The following is a 17,344-nucleotide window of genomic DNA, read 5'->3' as shown; positions in this document are numbered from 1 at the left end:
CGCGATGAAGTCGGTCCAAGGAGCGGCGTCCATTGTCCTTGTTCCGCCACTTACACGACGACGCGTTTCTGGCCTTTTCGCGCGATCACAAGCACCTGTATGCGGCGTGTCTGCTCGACCTCCATGAGCGCTTCTTTTCGGGTGCGCCGGCGTTTCCGACACCTCAACAGGTTGTCCACGCCGTCTATGACGTCATGCGAGCGAACCCTGCGTTGTGGAACGAGGGTGACGATTTTGGCGCGCTACCGGAAATGATCTCGGCGGGCCGCCGCCGCATCCGTAAGGTGGATGTCGCGTTCGCCTCCGAGAAGGGCGACAAAGCCCTCGGCTTGGCACGGCAACTCTACGCCCGGCTAGTCGCCTGGGGATGGCTCGAGGAGGAGGAATACGGCCTCCGGGTCACCGTCGACATGGCGATGGGACCTCTCTTGGTCATCCAGCGCTTGGCGAGTCTCAACAAGGACCTCTCGCAGCGGTTTGGCGGCTTGATCGTCCAGATCCGCCTCAACCTCGAGGCCGTCGAAAAACTCAAGCCTGAGATCACCGACCGCAAGCAGCGCGAAGCCGCACTCGCTGTCCGAGAGGCGCGCAACCAGGCCGACCAGTTCACCAAGAGCCTGCGGGCCATTCTCGCCGACCTCAAGCGCATCCGCCGGACGGTGATGGAATCGAAGACCGTGGGCACTCGCCTGGAGGCCTTCTTCGAAGAGTTTGTCGACCAACTCTTGCTGAAGGACTTCGAGTCCATCCTGACCGTCAACCATCCCTACCGATTCCGCGACGCCATCGTCGACCTCGCCCGACGGATCTCCTACACCCCGGAAACAATGCAGGTGCTCGCCGAGGAATACGTGGCCGCCAGTATGGCATCCGATGTCGAGGACGGGCGAATGGCCGCCGCGGACGATCTTTTGGCCATCGAAAACATCTTCGAGCAGATCGGCGAGATGTTCGATCGGATCGAGACCTTCCGCAGGCAGCTCGAGGCCCGGGTCCGCAACACGATCAAGTACGCCGAACGCGGAGCCCAGGGACTCGTCGGACGGGCTGGCGATTTGGTGCGGCGCCTCGATGCCCTGCTGCGCGATGGCAAGCACGACAAGGCGACCGTCGAGTGGAGCGTCGAGCCGCTGCGCTCGCCGTGGTCGGAGCATCACCAGGCGCCGACGAGGCAGCCGCGCCGCCCCGTCGAGGCAAGGGAGCTCGCCGGACCGCCGTCCGATCCCCTTTACGAACTGCGCAAGCAACTCCGGCTCGAGTACATCGCGCGCGTTGCGCCGCGTCCGGAGGACGTCCGCAGGTTCCTCGAGGGACAGGTCCCGCCCTTCGGAACCAGGGAGGCGCGCTTCCTCGAAATCGCGACGGTCGACGACTTCCTCGCGTTCGACACCGCGCGCCGGTACGCCCTGACCGGTGAAGTGCCGGCGCATGTCGCCGGCAGTTTCGACCTCGAGCCGTCGCTCGATACTCCGCCGCACGACAGCGAATGGCTCAGATGCGCGAATTTCGTGATCCGGCGCGGCGGCGTCCGCAAGGGAGAAGCGCATGCTTAGCGAGTTCGAAAATATCGAGCGCTCGGCGGGTGCCGATAAGGCCGCCGATTTGCGCAAGGCCTTGCACTTCCTGCTGCGCCGGCAGTTCGTGTTCGCGGGCGATCCCCGAACCGGCACCGTCTACAACACGATCATGGACGGGCGCTTCCGCGACGCGGTCGACGGCTTCTTCGACACTTGCGGCTATCGCGTCCATCGCGATCCGGAAGCGCAATGGGCCGGCATCGTCGCCATGGACGAAGACGTGCCGCTGCCGCGGATGAAACTGGACGAAACCATCGTGATGCTGGTTCTCGCCGCGTACTGGCAGCAGGAGATCAACGCCGGCGCGATGGAAGACCGGGCGGTGGTCGTCGCCACCCTCAACGATCTTTTCGACCGCTATCGGGAGATGGTGCAGCCCAACGGCGGCAGCGCCATCTCCGGTCAGCGCTTCCGCGACATCCTCAGAGAGGCTGGCCAGCGCAGCCTGGTCGAGATCGGAGACTTCGATAACGAGCAGCAGGACTGCGAGGTCCGGATCCGCCCCATGATCAAGCTGATCAGCGGCGGCGACGCCCTGCACAGACTGGAGCGCTACGTCCGCAGCGAGGAAGCCCGCTTTCCGCGGGACGCTGGAGGCGAGGCATGATGGAATTGCGACACCTTGCCATGGTGAACTGGCACCTGTTCGACGTCGCCGACATCGCTGTTGCCGGCCACATTGGGGTGCTGGGCGAGAACAGGTCCGGCAAGTCGACCATCCTCGACATGGCGCAGGTCGTTCTCACTGGCGGCAACCGGCGTTTCCTGCGGCTGAACGCCGTCGCCGGAGATAGCGGAAAGTCCCGCAGTGGATCCAAGAGATCCGTCGTCGACTACTGCCTCGGCACGCTCGGCGAAGACCAGCGCCGTCGCGATGAGGCCCGAACCTACGTTGCGCTCGGATTTGAGGATACCGACGGGGAGCGACCGCCGGTCACGATCGGCATGGCTTTTGAGGCGCGAAAGTCCGATAGCAAGGAGACGGTGCTCGCGCTCTTCGTCGTCGTCGGCACTCTGCTGACCACGGAGAACTTCATCGAGCGTCGCGGGGCGCGGCAATTTCCGGCGCAATGGGAGGACGTCCGCGCCCGGATAATCGCCTCCGTGGGCGAGCAGAATTTCATCAATCACCGGGATCGGGCCGGCGACTACGTGCGCGAATACATGCGCCATCTGGTACCACACGCGCCGTACGGCGAGCAGAATGCCAGCGCGTTGCAGAAGTCCATCGTGAACGCGATGACCCTTGACCATAACCAGACCGCCACGCAGTTCGTCCGAGACTACATTCTGGAAGACAGCCGTATCGGCATCAAGGAGCTGCGTGAGTCGATCCAGACCTACCGCAACATCAGCGAGACCATCAGGAAGATGAGGGAGAAGCTCGACGCCTTGAAGGAACTGCGGGCGATCCTGACGAGGATGGAGGCGGTCCTCGAGACGAAATTCCGCGAGGAATGGATCGCCAGGCGAGCCAACTGGCTGGCGGCTAGGGCTGCGAATCGCGACTTCCGGGCCAAGCTGGGCGACGAAAAGGCGCAGGGCCACGGCGACCGCCGAGCTCGCTTTCATCGACGCGGACGTCAAGGCCATCGACAAGGAAATCGAGCGCCTCACGACGGCGATCGCGGAACACGATCTGAAATCCGGCAGGAAGGAATTGGCTCAGAGCGCCATGATGGCCGATCAGGCTGCACAGAGGGCTATGTCCGAGTTCCGGAGCCGGGTCGAGAGTATACAACGGCTCCGTCCGTTGGTCGCCATGTATGGCTGCGGCTTCGACGACTTCATTCCCGCGGTCGAGAAGCTCCTCGGCGCAGCCAAGAACGTCGAAATTCGCGCCGTATCCGACGACCTCTCGGCGGCCGAGCAGGTATTCTTGTCGTCGGCGCCGACGTGGTCGGCCAGGGTCGACGAAGCGAGACAGGCCATCATGGCCGAGACGTCGAAACTACGGGCCCAGCGCGGCGAACTGCTCGAGCGTATCAGCCAGCACGCATCCGGAGGGGCGCGCGCGCATCTCGAACCGGACACCGACAAGCTGTGTCTCAGACTTCGGCAAAGGGGAATGGCGCCGCGTGTGCTGTGCGAACTGATCGAGGTGACCGAGCCCGAATGGGTGGGGGCCGCCGAAGCGCTTCTCGGCCGCGACCGGGATGCGGTGTTCGTCGACCGACCGGACATCGGCGCTGCGACGGCGATGTTCAAGGAAGGTCGCCGCGAATTCCGGAAAACCTCGCTGGTCAGCCTCAACAAGCTGGAGCAGTTCAAGGCCAAGCCGGATCGTGGAACGTTTCCTTCGATCTTCCGTACGGATGATCCGGATGCGTTGTCGTTCATCATGCGGCGCTACGGTTCCGTACGCCTGGCCGATACGCTCGAACAATTCAACAAGCCGGGCCGCGCCATCATGAAGGACGGCCTCTATGACGACGGTTTGGTGCGTACCCATCGCTCGATCGACCCTGCGCAGCACAAGATCGGCAAGGCCGCCCAGGCGAACGCGCTCCGCGCGCTGCAGGACCAGGCGGATGCGCTGCTGGACGCGCTTTCCGGGAAGACGAGGGAGGCGGAGGCGGCCGACGGTGCGTTCGCGGCTCTAAGGTCGCTTTGCGCCGACCAGAACGCCAGCCTGAAGACGTGTGCGGCCGCCTTCTCCGTCGCCGAGGCCGAGAAGGCAGATGTGCAGGCCAGGCTATCGGCCCTAGACGACGCCAGCGACGGCGGTCTTCGCGCGAAGAAGAAGGTGCAGCTCGAGTTGAAGGAACGCCGCCGCGGCGAGCGGGAGACGCAGCAGAAGGCTTTCAACCAGCACGACCGCGAGGTGCGGTTCATCGAAGGAAAGCTGGGCGACGGAGAAAACGTGCCAGGCTCCGAACTCAGCTTGAGGGTCGCCCGGTCGATCTTCCTCAGGAATCGGCCGCTCTACTCCGCGATGAAGGGCCGCGCCGCCTACCGGTCGCGTCTTGATACGCGCGCTCAAAAGAACGAAGCCGAGAAGCATCGCTCCATCGCAGACAAGGCGCTGAAGGATGCCGATTCGTCGGACGCGGAGCGTAAGGGGATCGAGCGCCAGGTACGGGAGTTCCTGGACGGATACTTCGAAGAATTCGGCACGAGCTCTCAAGTCGGCATCGAAAGTGAGCCGCTCCAGGAAGTGAAGCCTTGGATGGAGCAGTTGATCGAGGACATCGAATCCAACGAACTGCGGAGATACGAACGGCAGGCGCGCGAGGCGGCCGAGAAGGCTTCGACGCTGCTGCGCGGCGAGTTCATCAACGCGCTGACCTCCCGGATCGGAAAGATGGAGCGGGATCTGCAGTCGCTGAACCGCAGCCTTCAGGCCCACCCCTTCCACAGCGAGCGCTACTCGTTCCACCGCACCCAGGTCGTGGAATTCCAACCCATCCTGAAGATCATCGAGATCGGCAAAACGTCTCCGGAGGCATTGGACATGCTCTTCCGCGGCAACGTCCCCGACGACTTCCCCCACAAGGACACGATCTTGGCGCTGGAGGCGCTGCTTGAGGATCCGGCGAAGGACTTCACTCAATTCGAAGACTACCGCAACTTCTACACTTTCGAGATCCACATGGAGGACGTCGCCACAGGCCGGTCGACCCGCTGGGAGCAGCGGCGCGGCACCGGTTCCGGAGCCGAACAGCAGGTGCCGATCTATGTCGCCATCGGCGCTTCGCTCGCTGCCGTCTACGGGAGCGCCGAGCGGCGCACCGGCAAGCCCGCCGGCTTTGCGCTCGCCATGTTCGACGAGGCTTTCTCCAAGATGGACGGCAAGAACCAGCGGCAGATGATGAGCTTCTACAAGAATCTTGGACTGCAGTTCGTAATCGCGGCGCCGTTCGAAAAGCGGGTCGCGGTGCTGGAGCACATGGACACCATCGTGGAAGTGGATCGCATCGGCGAGCAGTCGAGAGCAACCGTGGTCGTGCTGAAGGAAAGGGCCAAGCGCGAACTGATGGCAATTGACCCGGACCTGATGTCTGAAGATCAACTCGCCGCGCGCCTTGCGGCTGAGTAGCCATGGCTCCGCGCTTTACCGATGCCGACGAATTGCTGAACGACCTCTTGGACCGTCACGAAGGGGGGGCCGCGAGCCCCATCGCGCATCCGGATTACGACGCGTTTCCTTCCGTGGTGGCTGCCGACACCTTCCTGAAGCAAATTGCGCGCGCCGGCGAGGCGGGCGCGGTCGGTCTCGGAATGGGGAAGGGCGCCAGGCGGGATCAGATCGCGCACGTCAGGCTCCGCTCGGCCGACGCCCTCTATGGTTATCTTGGTCGCGTTCCGGCCGGACGGCTCGCGCAAGACGCCGGCACGCGGCTCGTCGCAGGCCTCGCTTTAGATGCCCGCCTGGTCGGGGCTGTCTCCTTGATCACGGATGCCTGGGGGAGGGGGAAGAGCTGGCACGGATTCGCCTCGGCCGATGTCGACAAACTGCGCGACGGCTTCGCTCTCGCCCAGGCGATCCTGAACAACAAGCATCTCGACGTCGATTACAAGACGTTTTCACGAAGGACTGTGGGCCATAGCAAGACGCTGGAACACATCGAAGGCGTCGTCGTGCGGCTTCTCGGCGGCATCCTCGAATTTCCGCCCGGCGCCCGTCCCAGAGAGGCACTGCGGACTATCGGCCTGGAACGTTTCGCTCCACCTCTTTTGATTTCGGGGCAGATTGATCTGGAGGGAGCCGATCTGTCCCGGACCTACCTCCATTATCTCGGAATTGCGCCCAAGGAGGCGGATCGCATCCGCTTCCGAAAGCCGCCCACCTATTTTCTGACCATCGAAAACTTCGCAAGCTTCAACAGGCACATCGCCGAGGCGGATCCCGGTCGGCTCGGAACGACGATGTACGTGGGCGGGTATCCGTCGCTCGCCACCCAACAGGCGCTGCGGACGATCGCGGGAATGGTATCAGAACGCACGCCGCTCTTTCATTGGTCGGACATCGACCCGGACGGCACATGGATCTTCCATACGATCGAGCGCGCCGTCGGCCGCCGAATTTATCCTCATCTGATGAACGTCGAGATCGCTGAAAGATCCGGGCATGTACCGCAGAGGAAGGCCGCGCCTGCGCGGTCTCCTCCAGGCTCCGGCATTGCGGCGTTGGCGGCGTACTTGGCCAAGGATGGCGCCAAGACGCTCGAGCAAGAGGAGCTCGATCCAGTACTACCGGTGCCTTTCTCGAGCGATACATGAAGCGCGTTGTCGGCGGCCCACTATCGGGCTTTTTTGCAACTTTCAGTCCTAGCGCATCAGCAGAAATTCCAACCCAACAAGGTTAGGCCCATTTCAGCGCCTTGCGACGCGTGCCGTCGGGGTCTTTATCGGATCCTAGACGTAGATTGGCGTTCTCAACGCCAGTGAGGTCCTTCGCGAACGCCCTCGGCCGGAAGGATCAGCATGGTTTCTCCGAGGGGATGAGGACCGGTCGGCGCGATGCCCACCCACTGGAGCGTCTCGTCGAACGCCCACGCCTGGTCAGGCGGGCTTTCGGGTACGAAGTAATGGCAATACACGTACTCCAGAGGTTTTCCCCTCGGATCGAAAGCCTGCGCTCGCTCGATGATCTTCCGATGTCGGGCGCGCTCTACATCGTCTCCTTCGACGGCCTCGAAGCCGATGTGAACGATACCGGGGCGACCCGCAGGAAGTTGGTCGCTGGCTTCCGATAGCTTCGTCGTAATGTCGCGGGCCTTGGCATCGATGGCTTCGGGAGAGGCCGATTCCCAACGGAGCAGCACGGCAAGATCGCACTCGCGCACATATCTCGGGTTTTCCGCGAGCTTTAAGCGGCTCAACTGAATGTAATTGGCGTGCCTCACGTAGCGGCCCGAGAGCAGCTCCAGCATACGTGAGCTCGACGCGAGCACATGGTGATCGTCGAGAACCTCGCGCAACGGATCGAGATCGAGCTCGCCCATCGCGCCATACGATATATCGTCGCTCCAAAGCAGCGAAGGCATGTCGGACCGGAGCCACTCGAGCGACTTCTCGGTCAGATAAGCGGGTGGCACCCGATCGATAGGGATGCGGAAATGGACATCGCAAAATGCGCTCTGCTCATTCTGGGAAAACCCTGCCGCGCTGGGGCGCCATAACTCGCGCATCGCGGCTCGTTCCCGTTCGCCGTATTGGCTCGTTTCCAAGCGCTTGCACTCGACCGCGAAGGAGCGCGAGCCGATTTCGACGTCCATATCGTATGTCCGGCTCAGCCCGCGTCGCTCAGGTACGAATTTTACCCGCGCGCCCGACGAGCGATAGGCGGATGCGACGAGCAGCTCGAAGAGCCCGCCATTTGGTTGACGCCGTTCACTGCCGACCAGGCGACGTGCCCGTTCTTCGACGCCGTCGACCGAAAGAAGCAGATCGAGACCGCGCCCGATCGCCTTGAACACCGGCACTACCCGCGATCCGAACGTCGGCTCGAAATTCCAGACATGATCGATGAAAGCCTCGGCCAGGAAGAGATACCAGCCGAATGCGTCGGACTCATCGAAATATCTGCCGCGGTCGGTCTCGTCGACACGACCCAGCGACGCCGCGTACAGGCGATTGGCCGCAGCATTGCGCCGCTTCTTCCACTCGTCCTGGCCAATAAGGTCGCGAAAGTAGGTCACAGCCCGCCGGACATCCGGCTCATCCGGCCAGTCATCGCTCCGTTTGTCTGGAGGTCGAAAGAGTGTTGCCGGAAATTCCTTTGGGGCGAAGGCGTCTCGACGCTTGCTTTTCATGAGTTAAAGAATGCGCAGTTGCTCGGGTTTCTGATTGATAACCAAGGGCGCGCCGCGCTCTTTTCACGCCGAAAGAGAGCGGGCAGGCCGATTACACCCAAGTATGCCTCCGTTGCCAACGAGGCAACGCAGGTTCAAAGAAGTTACGAGTTCCGATCGCCAAGCAACTCGAGCAGCACTTACTCGCAATGTGACCGTCGGGGGATGAAACGATCCCCGCAAGTCACCTGTCGGATCTTGGCCGGGGAAGACGTCGATACCATCTCAGTCATAGGCTTCCACCCGCGTGGCAAACTCCAGCGTGCGTGCGGGACTGAAGCCCGCCCGATTCGAAACGCCGTGATTGAAAAGAAGTAGGCCCTTCTTCGTGTCCTGGGGTTCGACGCCACGACGCAGGAGAGCGTTCACCACGACTTGTCGCGGATGAGTTTCATCCTCGGGCCCGGCGGAGATGACGCAACCAATCGACCTTCTGGATCCGAACCCCGAGACATTTCCGACGATCCGATTGAGCAATGCAGGGGAGATGTTGTTGCGGCTGCCGTGATGCGGGACCTGGAATACGTTCAGAGCGGTACCGAACTGAAGACCGATGGCGATCCCGTACGACACGGCAGCGTCAAGAGCCCTCAAGCCGGCGTCCGCCGTCAGGAGGATGTTTCGACCGTCGATCTGACCGTACAAGACCACACTGGATTCGTTTTCCGCCGCCGTGATGCCGCCTTCACGGAGCGTCTCGGTGAACAGGTCCTCCGCGATGATGCGCCGAATCTCCGCCGCCACGCGTCGCCCGATTCCTGTGAGCCAATGCCCCAGGAAGACGAGGAGTTGCTGCGCGGGCTTTGGGGTGTCCCGGAATTGGGGGAGGAGGCCCTCGTACATCGCCAGCGTCGGCGAAAGCACCGTGAAGGGTCCGATCCTCGCGCCTTGAAACGGAGGCTGAAGCGACGTGCCCCGCTTCAGAGCCAAGTCTCGGATTTCGCTGACGATCGGGTAGGCGCGCCGCAAGTCCGCAGTGAGACCTTCCAGCGTCCATAGAGGATCGTGGAAGTAATCCATCATATTTTTCGCGTGGTATTCGGGAACGTGCATCCAGAGATTCTGCACATTCAGTTGCGAGATGACTGCGCGGAGACCGCTGATGTGATCGTTATCCGGATGCGTGCTGACGACGTGCTCAACCGTGTTCGTGCCGTACACCGACCGCACATGCTCGACGATTGCTTCGCCGGTTTCCTGGAATCCAGCATCGATGACAATCACGCGCCACTCCGCGCCCGTCCAGTAGCGCATTGTTATCGCGTCGCCGCTGTTGGTCCCCGACCCGACGGGATGAAAATCTATTTCGTAGGCCATAGGGTGGTGTCCAGAAAGCAATGTTGGCTACGTTTGGGGAGAAATGCCGCCGTCCTAAGCGGCACCCGGTCCACGCTTGTTCAACAGCCGGTCGATTTCCTGGAGACGTTTCTCCGTCAATCCGGCTTCTTTTGCATATTCGGGCCAGCGATCTATGGCACGCTGAACTTGTTCGACGAACTGCTCGGCTTCCGTCTGCGGAATCGACGCATTTTGCGCAACCTTTAGAATGTGCTTTTTGGTCGGGTTCTTCCCTTCACCGTCCACAGCTAGATTGTGTTCGCCCCCGGGGCCCTCCGAGAGCGTGAGGTCGTACGCCGGCGTCGGATGCCAAACTCCATCCTTTGCAAGCAGGAAAGCGTGATTTTTCGCGTGATCGTCCCGGTTGTGTGCGAGGACATTGAAGATCATCCGGACGAACATCTGGCGCACGTGACGCTCGTCGCGCGTCAGAAGCCGCGTGACTTTCAGCAGCGTATCGTAGTCGATGGACGGAGCCCGATGATCGGCCTCCAACAGCCCGCTCACCGTCTGTACATGCGCGCTCCCACCCTCGGTTCTGTCGAACCTTTGGACGGCGAAATAGCTGCCCTTCTTGGTTTTGATGAGCTTAGTGGCGGGCATATCGACGCCGGCTGCCTTCGCCATAAGAGAGTAGGCGTACTCTTCTTTTCCTATTTCGGAGTGATCGACGTTCGATTTGAACTTTACCAGCCAAGCTTCGAAGCCTTCCGGAAGCTCGGTGCCGGTATCGGCTACGATCTTACCGGTCTTGCCATTCAAGCCGATCATAATCTTGGGGCGGACGCCGGCGGAGCCACCTTGGATTTCGAGCAGACGATCCACGTCGGCTTCGTCGACCTCGCCTTGGACCGCCTCAGCTTGTGCAGCAAGCCAATCGAGGTCGACGGCGTCGCCGGCGGCTTTGCTAAGGGAATTATCGGGAATGTAGCGCAACGCTCCCATGCCGGTCTGGCCGACGTATGCCAGGCGGTCTAGAGGCGTGAGGAGCCTGAAGTCGTATCCGAGGTTTTGCAGATGACGGTCAAGGAGTAGGCGGCCCCAACCGTCGGGGAGGCTATCGTTGAACATGCCGTGCAGCCCGGCGAACGGCGAATTCGGCGCCGGCTTTGCTCCCTCGCCGACGGGAAGCTTGAATGGAGATACGTTGAGGCGCCTCGCGGCGAAATCGGGGTGGTACTCGAAATACGCCCGGCGTTCCTCTTTGCTCCATGCCAATGTTCCTACCTCGATCTTTTCGCCGTAGAAATCGAGCGACACCCCCAGCTTTTGGATGCCTTGGGGCGGTTTTCCGTTTGGGACCTTCGGCTTCTTCACTTTCTGCGTCCCCGAATTCTGACAGGCTTGGAAATCACGTCTTCGATCGACCTGTGCGGCTTCGGAGGAAACAGCCCCTCGAATTCCTTTTCGGCGCCGAGAGCGAACGCGATGGCTATGAGGAACTCTAAGGAAGATTTGCCTGTGCGCTCGAATTGCTTCAGCGTGCCCAAGCTGACCTGAGCGCGAGCGGCAAGCCCCGACTGGGTTAAGTTGGCCTCTAATCGCCGTTGCTTTGCGCGGTTCGCTATATCGGAGGCAACGTCTTGGGGTGAGCTTAAATTAAGGGATATATCCATAGCCTCTGTTCCCATTATTTGCCAATAATAGATATTATATTATCTCTTATAAGTCAAGATTGGCGGGTCTCCCAGGCGCGTCCTCGCGACCCTTCCCAATGGGATGTATCCTGGCCGCGGAAGGAGAGGGCGCCGATGCCGGTTTTCGTTAGGTGGGTCGAAGGCTATTCGCAGCTCTGCGATCGTCCTTGGACGGCGGAATTCCTTCGGAGACCGCACAGCAGCGCGGTCGGGTCTCGAAATGCTTGAAGGCCTGATCCGCTGGGTCAGCCCAATCTCGTTCCGGAACCTGCGCAATCGGGAGAGACCGTCTCGGTGATCGTTGTGGATCCCGAAACTGGATTGATTGATCGCGCCGAGATGGGACGGACTGCCGCCGGGATTGATCACGTTCTGGGAGGAGCAGCAGTGCCGTTGCTGAATGCTCCCGGCGGCGACGTCGTCTACGGGAAGGCCCAAGAGGACGGCTGACGCTGGAAAAAGGACGACTGCGTGTTTGGTGGCCGCTGCGTGATTGTCGGGAGCGACGCGACGAACACGCCCGCCGAGCCCGTCGCCAGCGTCAGGGTACTTCGACGGGACGTGCGCTTCGGTCCGCCAGGCAGACACTCTGGTTCGGATACGACAAGCATCACATGAGGATGACCGCTCCTCCGAGCGCTTGCCCCTAGGCCGATCCAATCAAGCGCCGCAGCCTGCACAGGCTCAGGGTGCGCCAGCAACAGCCCAAACCCAGTCCCGATGACGGCCGGTAGATCCCGTCGACGAGCGCAGCGTGGCTCGGCCTATCGCAGTGTAAGTTATCCTGCGATAGGCCGAGCTATCGCTCAGTGCCAAAATTGAATCTCGAAGCGCCAACACCGCCGGTGACAGAATTGAGTCTTCCAGAATCAGGGGCCGATCGAGCCGCGACAAGCGTGAAGACGCCGCCGGCCAGAAAGGCCAATTGCATCAGTAGGCGAGTGACAAAATCAACCAGAGGCCCCAGTGACAAATTCAAACGCGAACGACATTCAGCAAGCGGGAACCCCGCGCGCCTTATCTCTAATTCGCATAAGGTATATTATGGAATATCTTTATCTCGAATTAGATCAATAGTTTAGCTGTAATTCCTGCGGCGGCATCTCCACTTGAGCGCCGGTTGCTGCCTGCGCCTCGACCGTCGCCTGAGCTTTTGAAAGCTACTGTGCATGGGGTTGTTTTGCAGATTTTGAAATCGGATCTCCGTGCCGAAAGCCGATATTGCCGTGACGTTGTCCGGCTGCAATAAGCGAGGCCTCGCGAGATCGCAGATGACCTGAAGACCGACCGTCCGTATAGGTTTGCATCTCAGAACAACAACAAACCTTCCGAGGAAGCAGACCCATGGTCTTTTCGACGCGCTTTTCCCGACGCACGCTTCTCAAGGCCTCCGCCGCGACCGCGGTCCTGGGCGGCCTCGGTGCGCCCCATGTGGCCCGCGCCCAGAGCGCCGAGTTCACCTACAAATATGCCAACAACCTGCCCGACACCCATCCTATGAACGTGCGCGCCAAGGAAATGGCCGCGGCGATCAAGAGCGAGACCGGCGGCAAGTTCGACCTGCAGATCTTCCCGAACAACCAGCTCGGGTCCGACACCGACATGCTGAGCCAGATCCGCTCCGGCGGTGTCGAGTTCTTCACGCTGTCGGGACTGATCCTGTCGACCCTGGTGCCGGCGGCGTCCATCAACGGCATCGGCTTCGCGTTCCCGGACTACGACACGGTCTGGAAGGCCATGGACGGCGATCTCGGCGCCCATGTCCGCGGCGAGATCAAGAAGGCCGGGCTCGAGGTCATGGACAAGATCTGGGACAACGGCTTCCGCCAGACCACGTCGTCAACCAAGCCGATCACCGGGCCGGACGACCTCAAGGGCTTCAAGATCCGCGTGCCGGTGTCGCCGCTGTGGACCTCGATGTTCAAGGCGTTCGATGCGGCGCCCGCCTCGATCAATTTCAGCGAGGTCTATTCGGCGCTCCAGACCAAGATCGTCGAGGGCCAGGAGAACCCGCTCGCGATCATCTCGACGGCAAAACTCTACGAGGTGCAGAAATACTGCTCGTTGACCAACCACATGTGGGACGGCTTCTGGTTCCTGGCCAACCGCAGGGCCTGGGAAAAGCTGCCGCAGGACGTGCGTACCATCGTCGCCAAGAACATCAACGCCGCGGCCGTGAAGGAGCGCGAGGACACCGCCAAGCTCAATGCCAGCCTGCAGCAGGAACTCGCGGGCAAGGGCCTGACCTTCAACCAGCCGACTGTTGCGCCGTTCCGGGACAAGCTGCGCGCCGCCGGCTTCTATGCCGAGTGGAAAGGCAAATACGGCGATCAGGCCTGGGACCTCCTGGAGAAGGCGGTCGGCAAGCTGTCGTAACGCGTCGGGGCCGTCATGGCTCATATCGAGGTCGAGGTGACCGAAGTAACGGGCGAGGTGGCTGTGCAGTCCCCTCGCCGACCTTCACTGCTGGGCTTAACTGAGCGCGTGCTCGGCCTCCTCGTCGAAGTCCCGGCGGCGATTCTCGTCGTCGCCGAAATCGTGATCCTGTTCGCCGGGGTGGTCGCGCGCTACGGGCTGCACCGGCCGCTGATCTGGTCCGACGAGCTCGCTTCGATCCTGTTCCTGTGGCTGGCCATGCTGGGCGCGGCGGTCGCCTTCCGCCGCTCCGAGCACATGCGCATGACCGCGGTCGTTGCGAGCGCCAGGCCTGCGATGCGGGCCTATCTCGATCTGGTCGCAACCTGCGCGGCGCTGGCGTTCCTGGCGCTGATCGTCTGGCCGTCCTTCGATTATGCCTACGAAGAGAGCTACATAACCACCCCGGCGCTCCAGATCTCCAACATGTGGCGCGCCGCCGCGCTGCCGACCGGCATCGGCCTCATGGCGGCCTTTGCCTTGCTGCGGCTGCTGCGCGCGGCCGATTACCGGATGGTAGCAACTGCCTTCGTCACCGTTGCTGCCGTAATCGGCCTGTTCTGGCTGGCGGAGCCGCTCCTGCGGCAGCTCGGCAATCTCAACCTCGTCATCTTCTTCGTCGGCGTTGCCGGCTTCTGCGTCTTTGCCGGTGTTCCCATTGCGTTCGGCTTTGGCCTGGCGATCTTTGGCTATCTCGCGCTCGCCACGCGCACGCCGGTCATGGTGCTGGTCGGGCGCATGGACGAGGGCATGAGCCACCTCATCCTGCTCTCGGTGCCGTTGTTCGTGTTCCTCGGCCTCCTGATCGAGATGACCGGCATGGCGCGGGCCATGGTGGCGTTCCTGGCGAGCCTGCTCGGCCATATCAGGGGCGGCCTGCACTATGTGCTGGTCGGCGCGATGTACCTGGTCTCCGGCATTTCCGGCGCCAAGGCCGCCGACATGGCCGCCGTCGCGCCCGTGCTGTTTCCCGAGATGAAAGAGCGCGGTGCCAAGCCTGGCGACCTCGTCGCGCTCCTTGCGGCGACGGGCGCCCAGACCGAGACCATTCCGCCGAGCCTCGTGCTGATCACGATCGGCTCGGTCACCGGCGTCTCGATCGCAGCCCTGTTCACAGGTGGCCTGTTGCCCGGCGTCGTGCTCGCGATCACGCTGTGCATGCTGGTGTGGTGGCGCTACCGCCACGAGGACATGAGTCACGTCCGCCGCGCCACGGCATCCGAGATCGGCAGGACCTTCATCGTCGCCCTGCCCGCGCTCGCGCTGCCCTTCGTGATCCGCTACGCCGTCGTCGAGGGCATCGCCACCGCGACCGAGGTCTCCACCATCGGCATCGTCTATGGCGCCCTCGTCGGCCTCCTCGTCTACCGCCGCTTCGACTGGCGGCGGCTGTTTCCGATGCTGGTCGAGACGGCGGCGCTGTCGGGCGCGATCCTCTTGATCATCGGCACGGCGACCGGCATGGCCTGGGGCCTGACCCAATCCGGCTTCTCGCGCTCGCTGGCTGCGGCCATGACGGGATTGCCCGGCGGAGCGACGACCTTCATTGCCGTCTCGATCCTCGCCTTCACCATCCTCGGCAGCGTGCTGGAGGGCATTCCGGCCATCGTGCTGTTCGGACCGCTGCTGTTCCCGATCGCCCGCGCCGTCGGCGTGCACGAGGTGCACTATGCCATGGTGATCATTCTCGCCATGGGTATCGGGCTATTCGCCCCGCCGTTCGGCGTCGGCTATTATGCGGCTTGCGCCATTGGACGGGTCGATCCGGCCGAGGGCATCAGGCCGATCTGGGGCTATCTGCTGGCGCTGCTGGTGGGATTGATCATCGTCGCGATCTTCCCCTGGATCTCGATCGGATTTCTTTGACGCGATTTGAGGAGTGTGTCGATGAGTGAGCGGCAGAACCCGTACAATATCGGCCTCGACAAGACACCCGCCAACTATGTGCCGCTGAGCCCGCTGAGCTTCATCGCGCGCAGCGCCGCCGTCTATCCCGATCACGTCAGCACCGTCTATGAGGGCCGCAGCTTCACCTGGGCGCAGACCTATGAGCGCTGCCGGCGCTTTGCGTCATGGCTCGCGCGCAAGGGTATCGGTGTCGGCGACACCGTCGCGGCGATGCTGCCGAACATTCCGGCGATGAACGAGGCGCATTTCGCCGTGCCCATGACCGGCGCCGTGCTCAACGCGCTCAACATCCGCCTCGATGCGCCCTCGATCGCGTTTCAGCTCGACCATGGCGGCGCGAAGATCATCCTGGTCGACCCCGAGTTCTCGGGCGTCATCACCGACGCGCTGGCGCAGATGACGGGCCCCAAGCCGCTCGTGGTTGACGTCGACGACGCCGCGTTCAAGGGCGGCAATCGCATCGGCGAGATCGAATATGAGGCGGCGGTCGCCGAGGGCGATCCGAACTTCGCCGCGATCACGCCGGGCGATGAATGGGACGCGATCGCGCTGAGCTACACCTCGGGCACGACAGGCAATCCCAAGGGCGTCGTCACCCATCATCGCGGCGCCTATCTGAACGCCGTCAGCAACATCCTCGCCGGCAATCTCGGCCAGCATCCGGTCTACCTCTGGACGCTGCCGATGTTCCACTGCAACGGTTGGTGCTTCCCGTGGACCATTGCGGCCTCGGCCGGCATCAATGTCTGCCTGCGCAAGGTCGAGCCAACGAAGATTTTCGAGCTGATCAAGCAGCACGGCGTCACGCACATGTGCGGCGCGCCGATCGTGTACAACACGCTGATCAATGCACCCGATGCGCCCAAGGGCAATGCGGCCCGCCGCGTCGTCGGCCTGATCGCCGGCGCTGCGCCGCCGGTCGCGGTGCTGGAAGGCGCCGAACGCATCGGCATCAAGCTGACACACGTGTACGGCCTGACCGAGGTCTACGGCCCCGCCTCCGTCTGCGCCGAGCAGCCCGGCTGGGACGAGCTCCCGGCGGCTGAGCGGGCTCGGATGAAGCGCCGGCAGGGCGTGCCCTACCCGCTCGAGGAAGCCGTCACCGTCATCAACCCGCAGACGATGCAGGAGGTGCCGCGCGACGGCGAGACCATCGGCGAGGTCATGTTCCGCGGCAACATCGTGATGAAGGGCTATCTCAAGAACGAGAAGGCGACCAGGGAAGCGTTCGAAGGCGGCTGGTTTCACACCGGCGATCTCGGCGTGCTCGACGAGCATGGCTACGTCATCATCAAGGACCGCTCCAAGGACATCATCATTTCCGGCGGCGAGAACATCTCCTCCGTCGAGGTCGAGGACATCCTCTACAAGCACCCGGCCGTGCTGTTCGCAGCCGTAGTCGCCAAGCCCGATCCGAAATGGGGTGAAGTGCCCTGCGCCTTCGTCGAACTGAAGGACGGCGCCAGCGCCAGCGAGGCCGACATCATCGCCTTCTGCCGCTTGCACATGAGCGGCTTCAAGACGCCGAAGGCGGTCGTGTTCGGCCCCATCCCGAAGACCTCGACCGGCAAGATCCAGAAATTCCTGCTGCGCAACGAGGTCGGATCGGCGAAGGCGATCTCGGCCTGAGCTGATTGCAGAATACCTTCCGCCCGCGCACCGGAAGGCGGCG

At 62.4% G+C, this 17,344-nt stretch carries 12 protein-coding genes and 1 pseudogene; 9 read left to right on the top strand and 4 right to left on the bottom strand.

Annotated elements, in window-relative coordinates:
* The first annotated feature begins 38 nt into the window (after positions 1-38).
* The 5 genes and pseudogenes from AC1RQP_RS02250 (at position 39) to AC1RQP_RS02230 (ending at position 6,800) form a co-directional block, all read left to right on the top strand.
* Positions 39-1,553 (top strand): Wadjet anti-phage system protein JetA family protein, encoded by a 1,515-nt coding sequence (locus tag AC1RQP_RS02250; protein ID WP_492935766.1) that lies wholly within the window; start codon positions 39-41, stop codon positions 1,551-1,553.
* A 49-nt stretch (positions 1,554-1,602) separates the two neighbouring features.
* Complete coding sequence (locus AC1RQP_RS02245; RefSeq protein ID WP_354220554.1) at positions 1,603-2,184, top strand: DUF4194 domain-containing protein; 582 nt, start codon at positions 1,603-1,605, stop codon at positions 2,182-2,184.
* A pseudogene (locus AC1RQP_RS02240) lies at positions 2,181-2,954 on the top strand (ATP-binding protein); the annotation flags it as partial. The gene AC1RQP_RS02245 and the pseudogene AC1RQP_RS02240, both read left to right, overlap by 4 nt.
* Positions 2,955-3,282: 328 nt before the next feature.
* A complete protein-coding gene (locus tag AC1RQP_RS02235; RefSeq protein ID WP_492935765.1) occupies positions 3,283-5,616 on the top strand; it encodes an SbcC/MukB-like Walker B domain-containing protein in 2,334 nt (777 codons plus the stop codon).
* A 2-nt stretch (positions 5,617-5,618) separates the two neighbouring features.
* Entirely contained in the window at positions 5,619-6,800 is a 1,182-nt protein-coding gene (locus AC1RQP_RS02230) for a Wadjet anti-phage system protein JetD domain-containing protein (protein WP_492935764.1), read from the top strand.
* A 155-nt stretch (positions 6,801-6,955) separates the two neighbouring features.
* Here the strand turns inward: AC1RQP_RS02230 and AC1RQP_RS02225 are convergent, their stop codons facing one another.
* From AC1RQP_RS02225 to AC1RQP_RS02210, 4 genes are all read right to left on the bottom strand, one after another.
* On the bottom strand, positions 6,956-8,221 hold the full coding sequence (locus tag AC1RQP_RS02225; protein ID WP_354220558.1) for a transposase: 1,266 nt from the start codon (positions 8,219-8,221) through the stop codon (positions 6,956-6,958).
* Between the two features lie 378 nt (positions 8,222-8,599).
* A complete protein-coding gene (locus AC1RQP_RS02220) occupies positions 8,600-9,691 on the bottom strand; it encodes a ComEC/Rec2 family competence protein (protein ID WP_492935763.1) in 1,092 nt (363 codons plus the stop codon).
* Between the two features lie 54 nt (positions 9,692-9,745).
* On the bottom strand, positions 9,746-11,029 hold the full coding sequence (locus AC1RQP_RS02215) for a type II toxin-antitoxin system HipA family toxin (RefSeq protein WP_354220562.1): 1,284 nt from the start codon (positions 11,027-11,029) through the stop codon (positions 9,746-9,748).
* A complete protein-coding gene (locus AC1RQP_RS02210) occupies positions 11,026-11,328 on the bottom strand; it encodes a helix-turn-helix domain-containing protein (RefSeq protein ID WP_257194719.1) in 303 nt (100 codons plus the stop codon). Before AC1RQP_RS02210 ends, AC1RQP_RS02215 begins: the two co-directional genes overlap by 4 nt.
* A gap of 315 nt (positions 11,329-11,643) precedes the next feature.
* On the opposite strand from AC1RQP_RS02210, the gene AC1RQP_RS02205 reads away from it, so the two are divergent.
* The 4 genes from AC1RQP_RS02205 to AC1RQP_RS02190 all read left to right on the top strand — a co-directional run bounded on the left by AC1RQP_RS02205 (position 11,644) and on the right by AC1RQP_RS02190 (position 17,301).
* Positions 11,644-11,799, top strand: a complete 156-nt coding sequence (locus AC1RQP_RS02205; RefSeq protein WP_492935762.1) for a hypothetical protein — start codon at positions 11,644-11,646, stop codon at positions 11,797-11,799.
* A gap of 894 nt (positions 11,800-12,693) precedes the next feature.
* Positions 12,694-13,725 carry a TRAP transporter substrate-binding protein gene (locus AC1RQP_RS02200; RefSeq protein WP_492935761.1) on the top strand — a complete coding sequence of 344 codons (1,032 nt, stop codon included), beginning with the start codon at positions 12,694-12,696 and terminating at the stop codon, positions 13,723-13,725.
* A 15-nt stretch (positions 13,726-13,740) separates the two neighbouring features.
* On the top strand, positions 13,741-15,630 hold the full coding sequence (locus tag AC1RQP_RS02195) for a TRAP transporter large permease (RefSeq protein ID WP_492935760.1): 1,890 nt from the start codon (positions 13,741-13,743) through the stop codon (positions 15,628-15,630).
* A gap of 21 nt (positions 15,631-15,651) precedes the next feature.
* Positions 15,652-17,301, top strand: coding sequence for an acyl-CoA synthetase (locus AC1RQP_RS02190; protein ID WP_492935759.1), 1,650 nt, complete (start codon positions 15,652-15,654; stop codon positions 17,299-17,301).
* Positions 17,302-17,344 lie beyond the last annotated feature (43 nt).

The sequence above is a fragment of the Bradyrhizobium sp. GW821-FHT13H06 genome, from assembly GCF_058803975.1.
The sequence above is the reverse complement of the archived record's forward strand: the minus strand, read 5'-3'. Positions and strand labels throughout refer to the sequence as shown.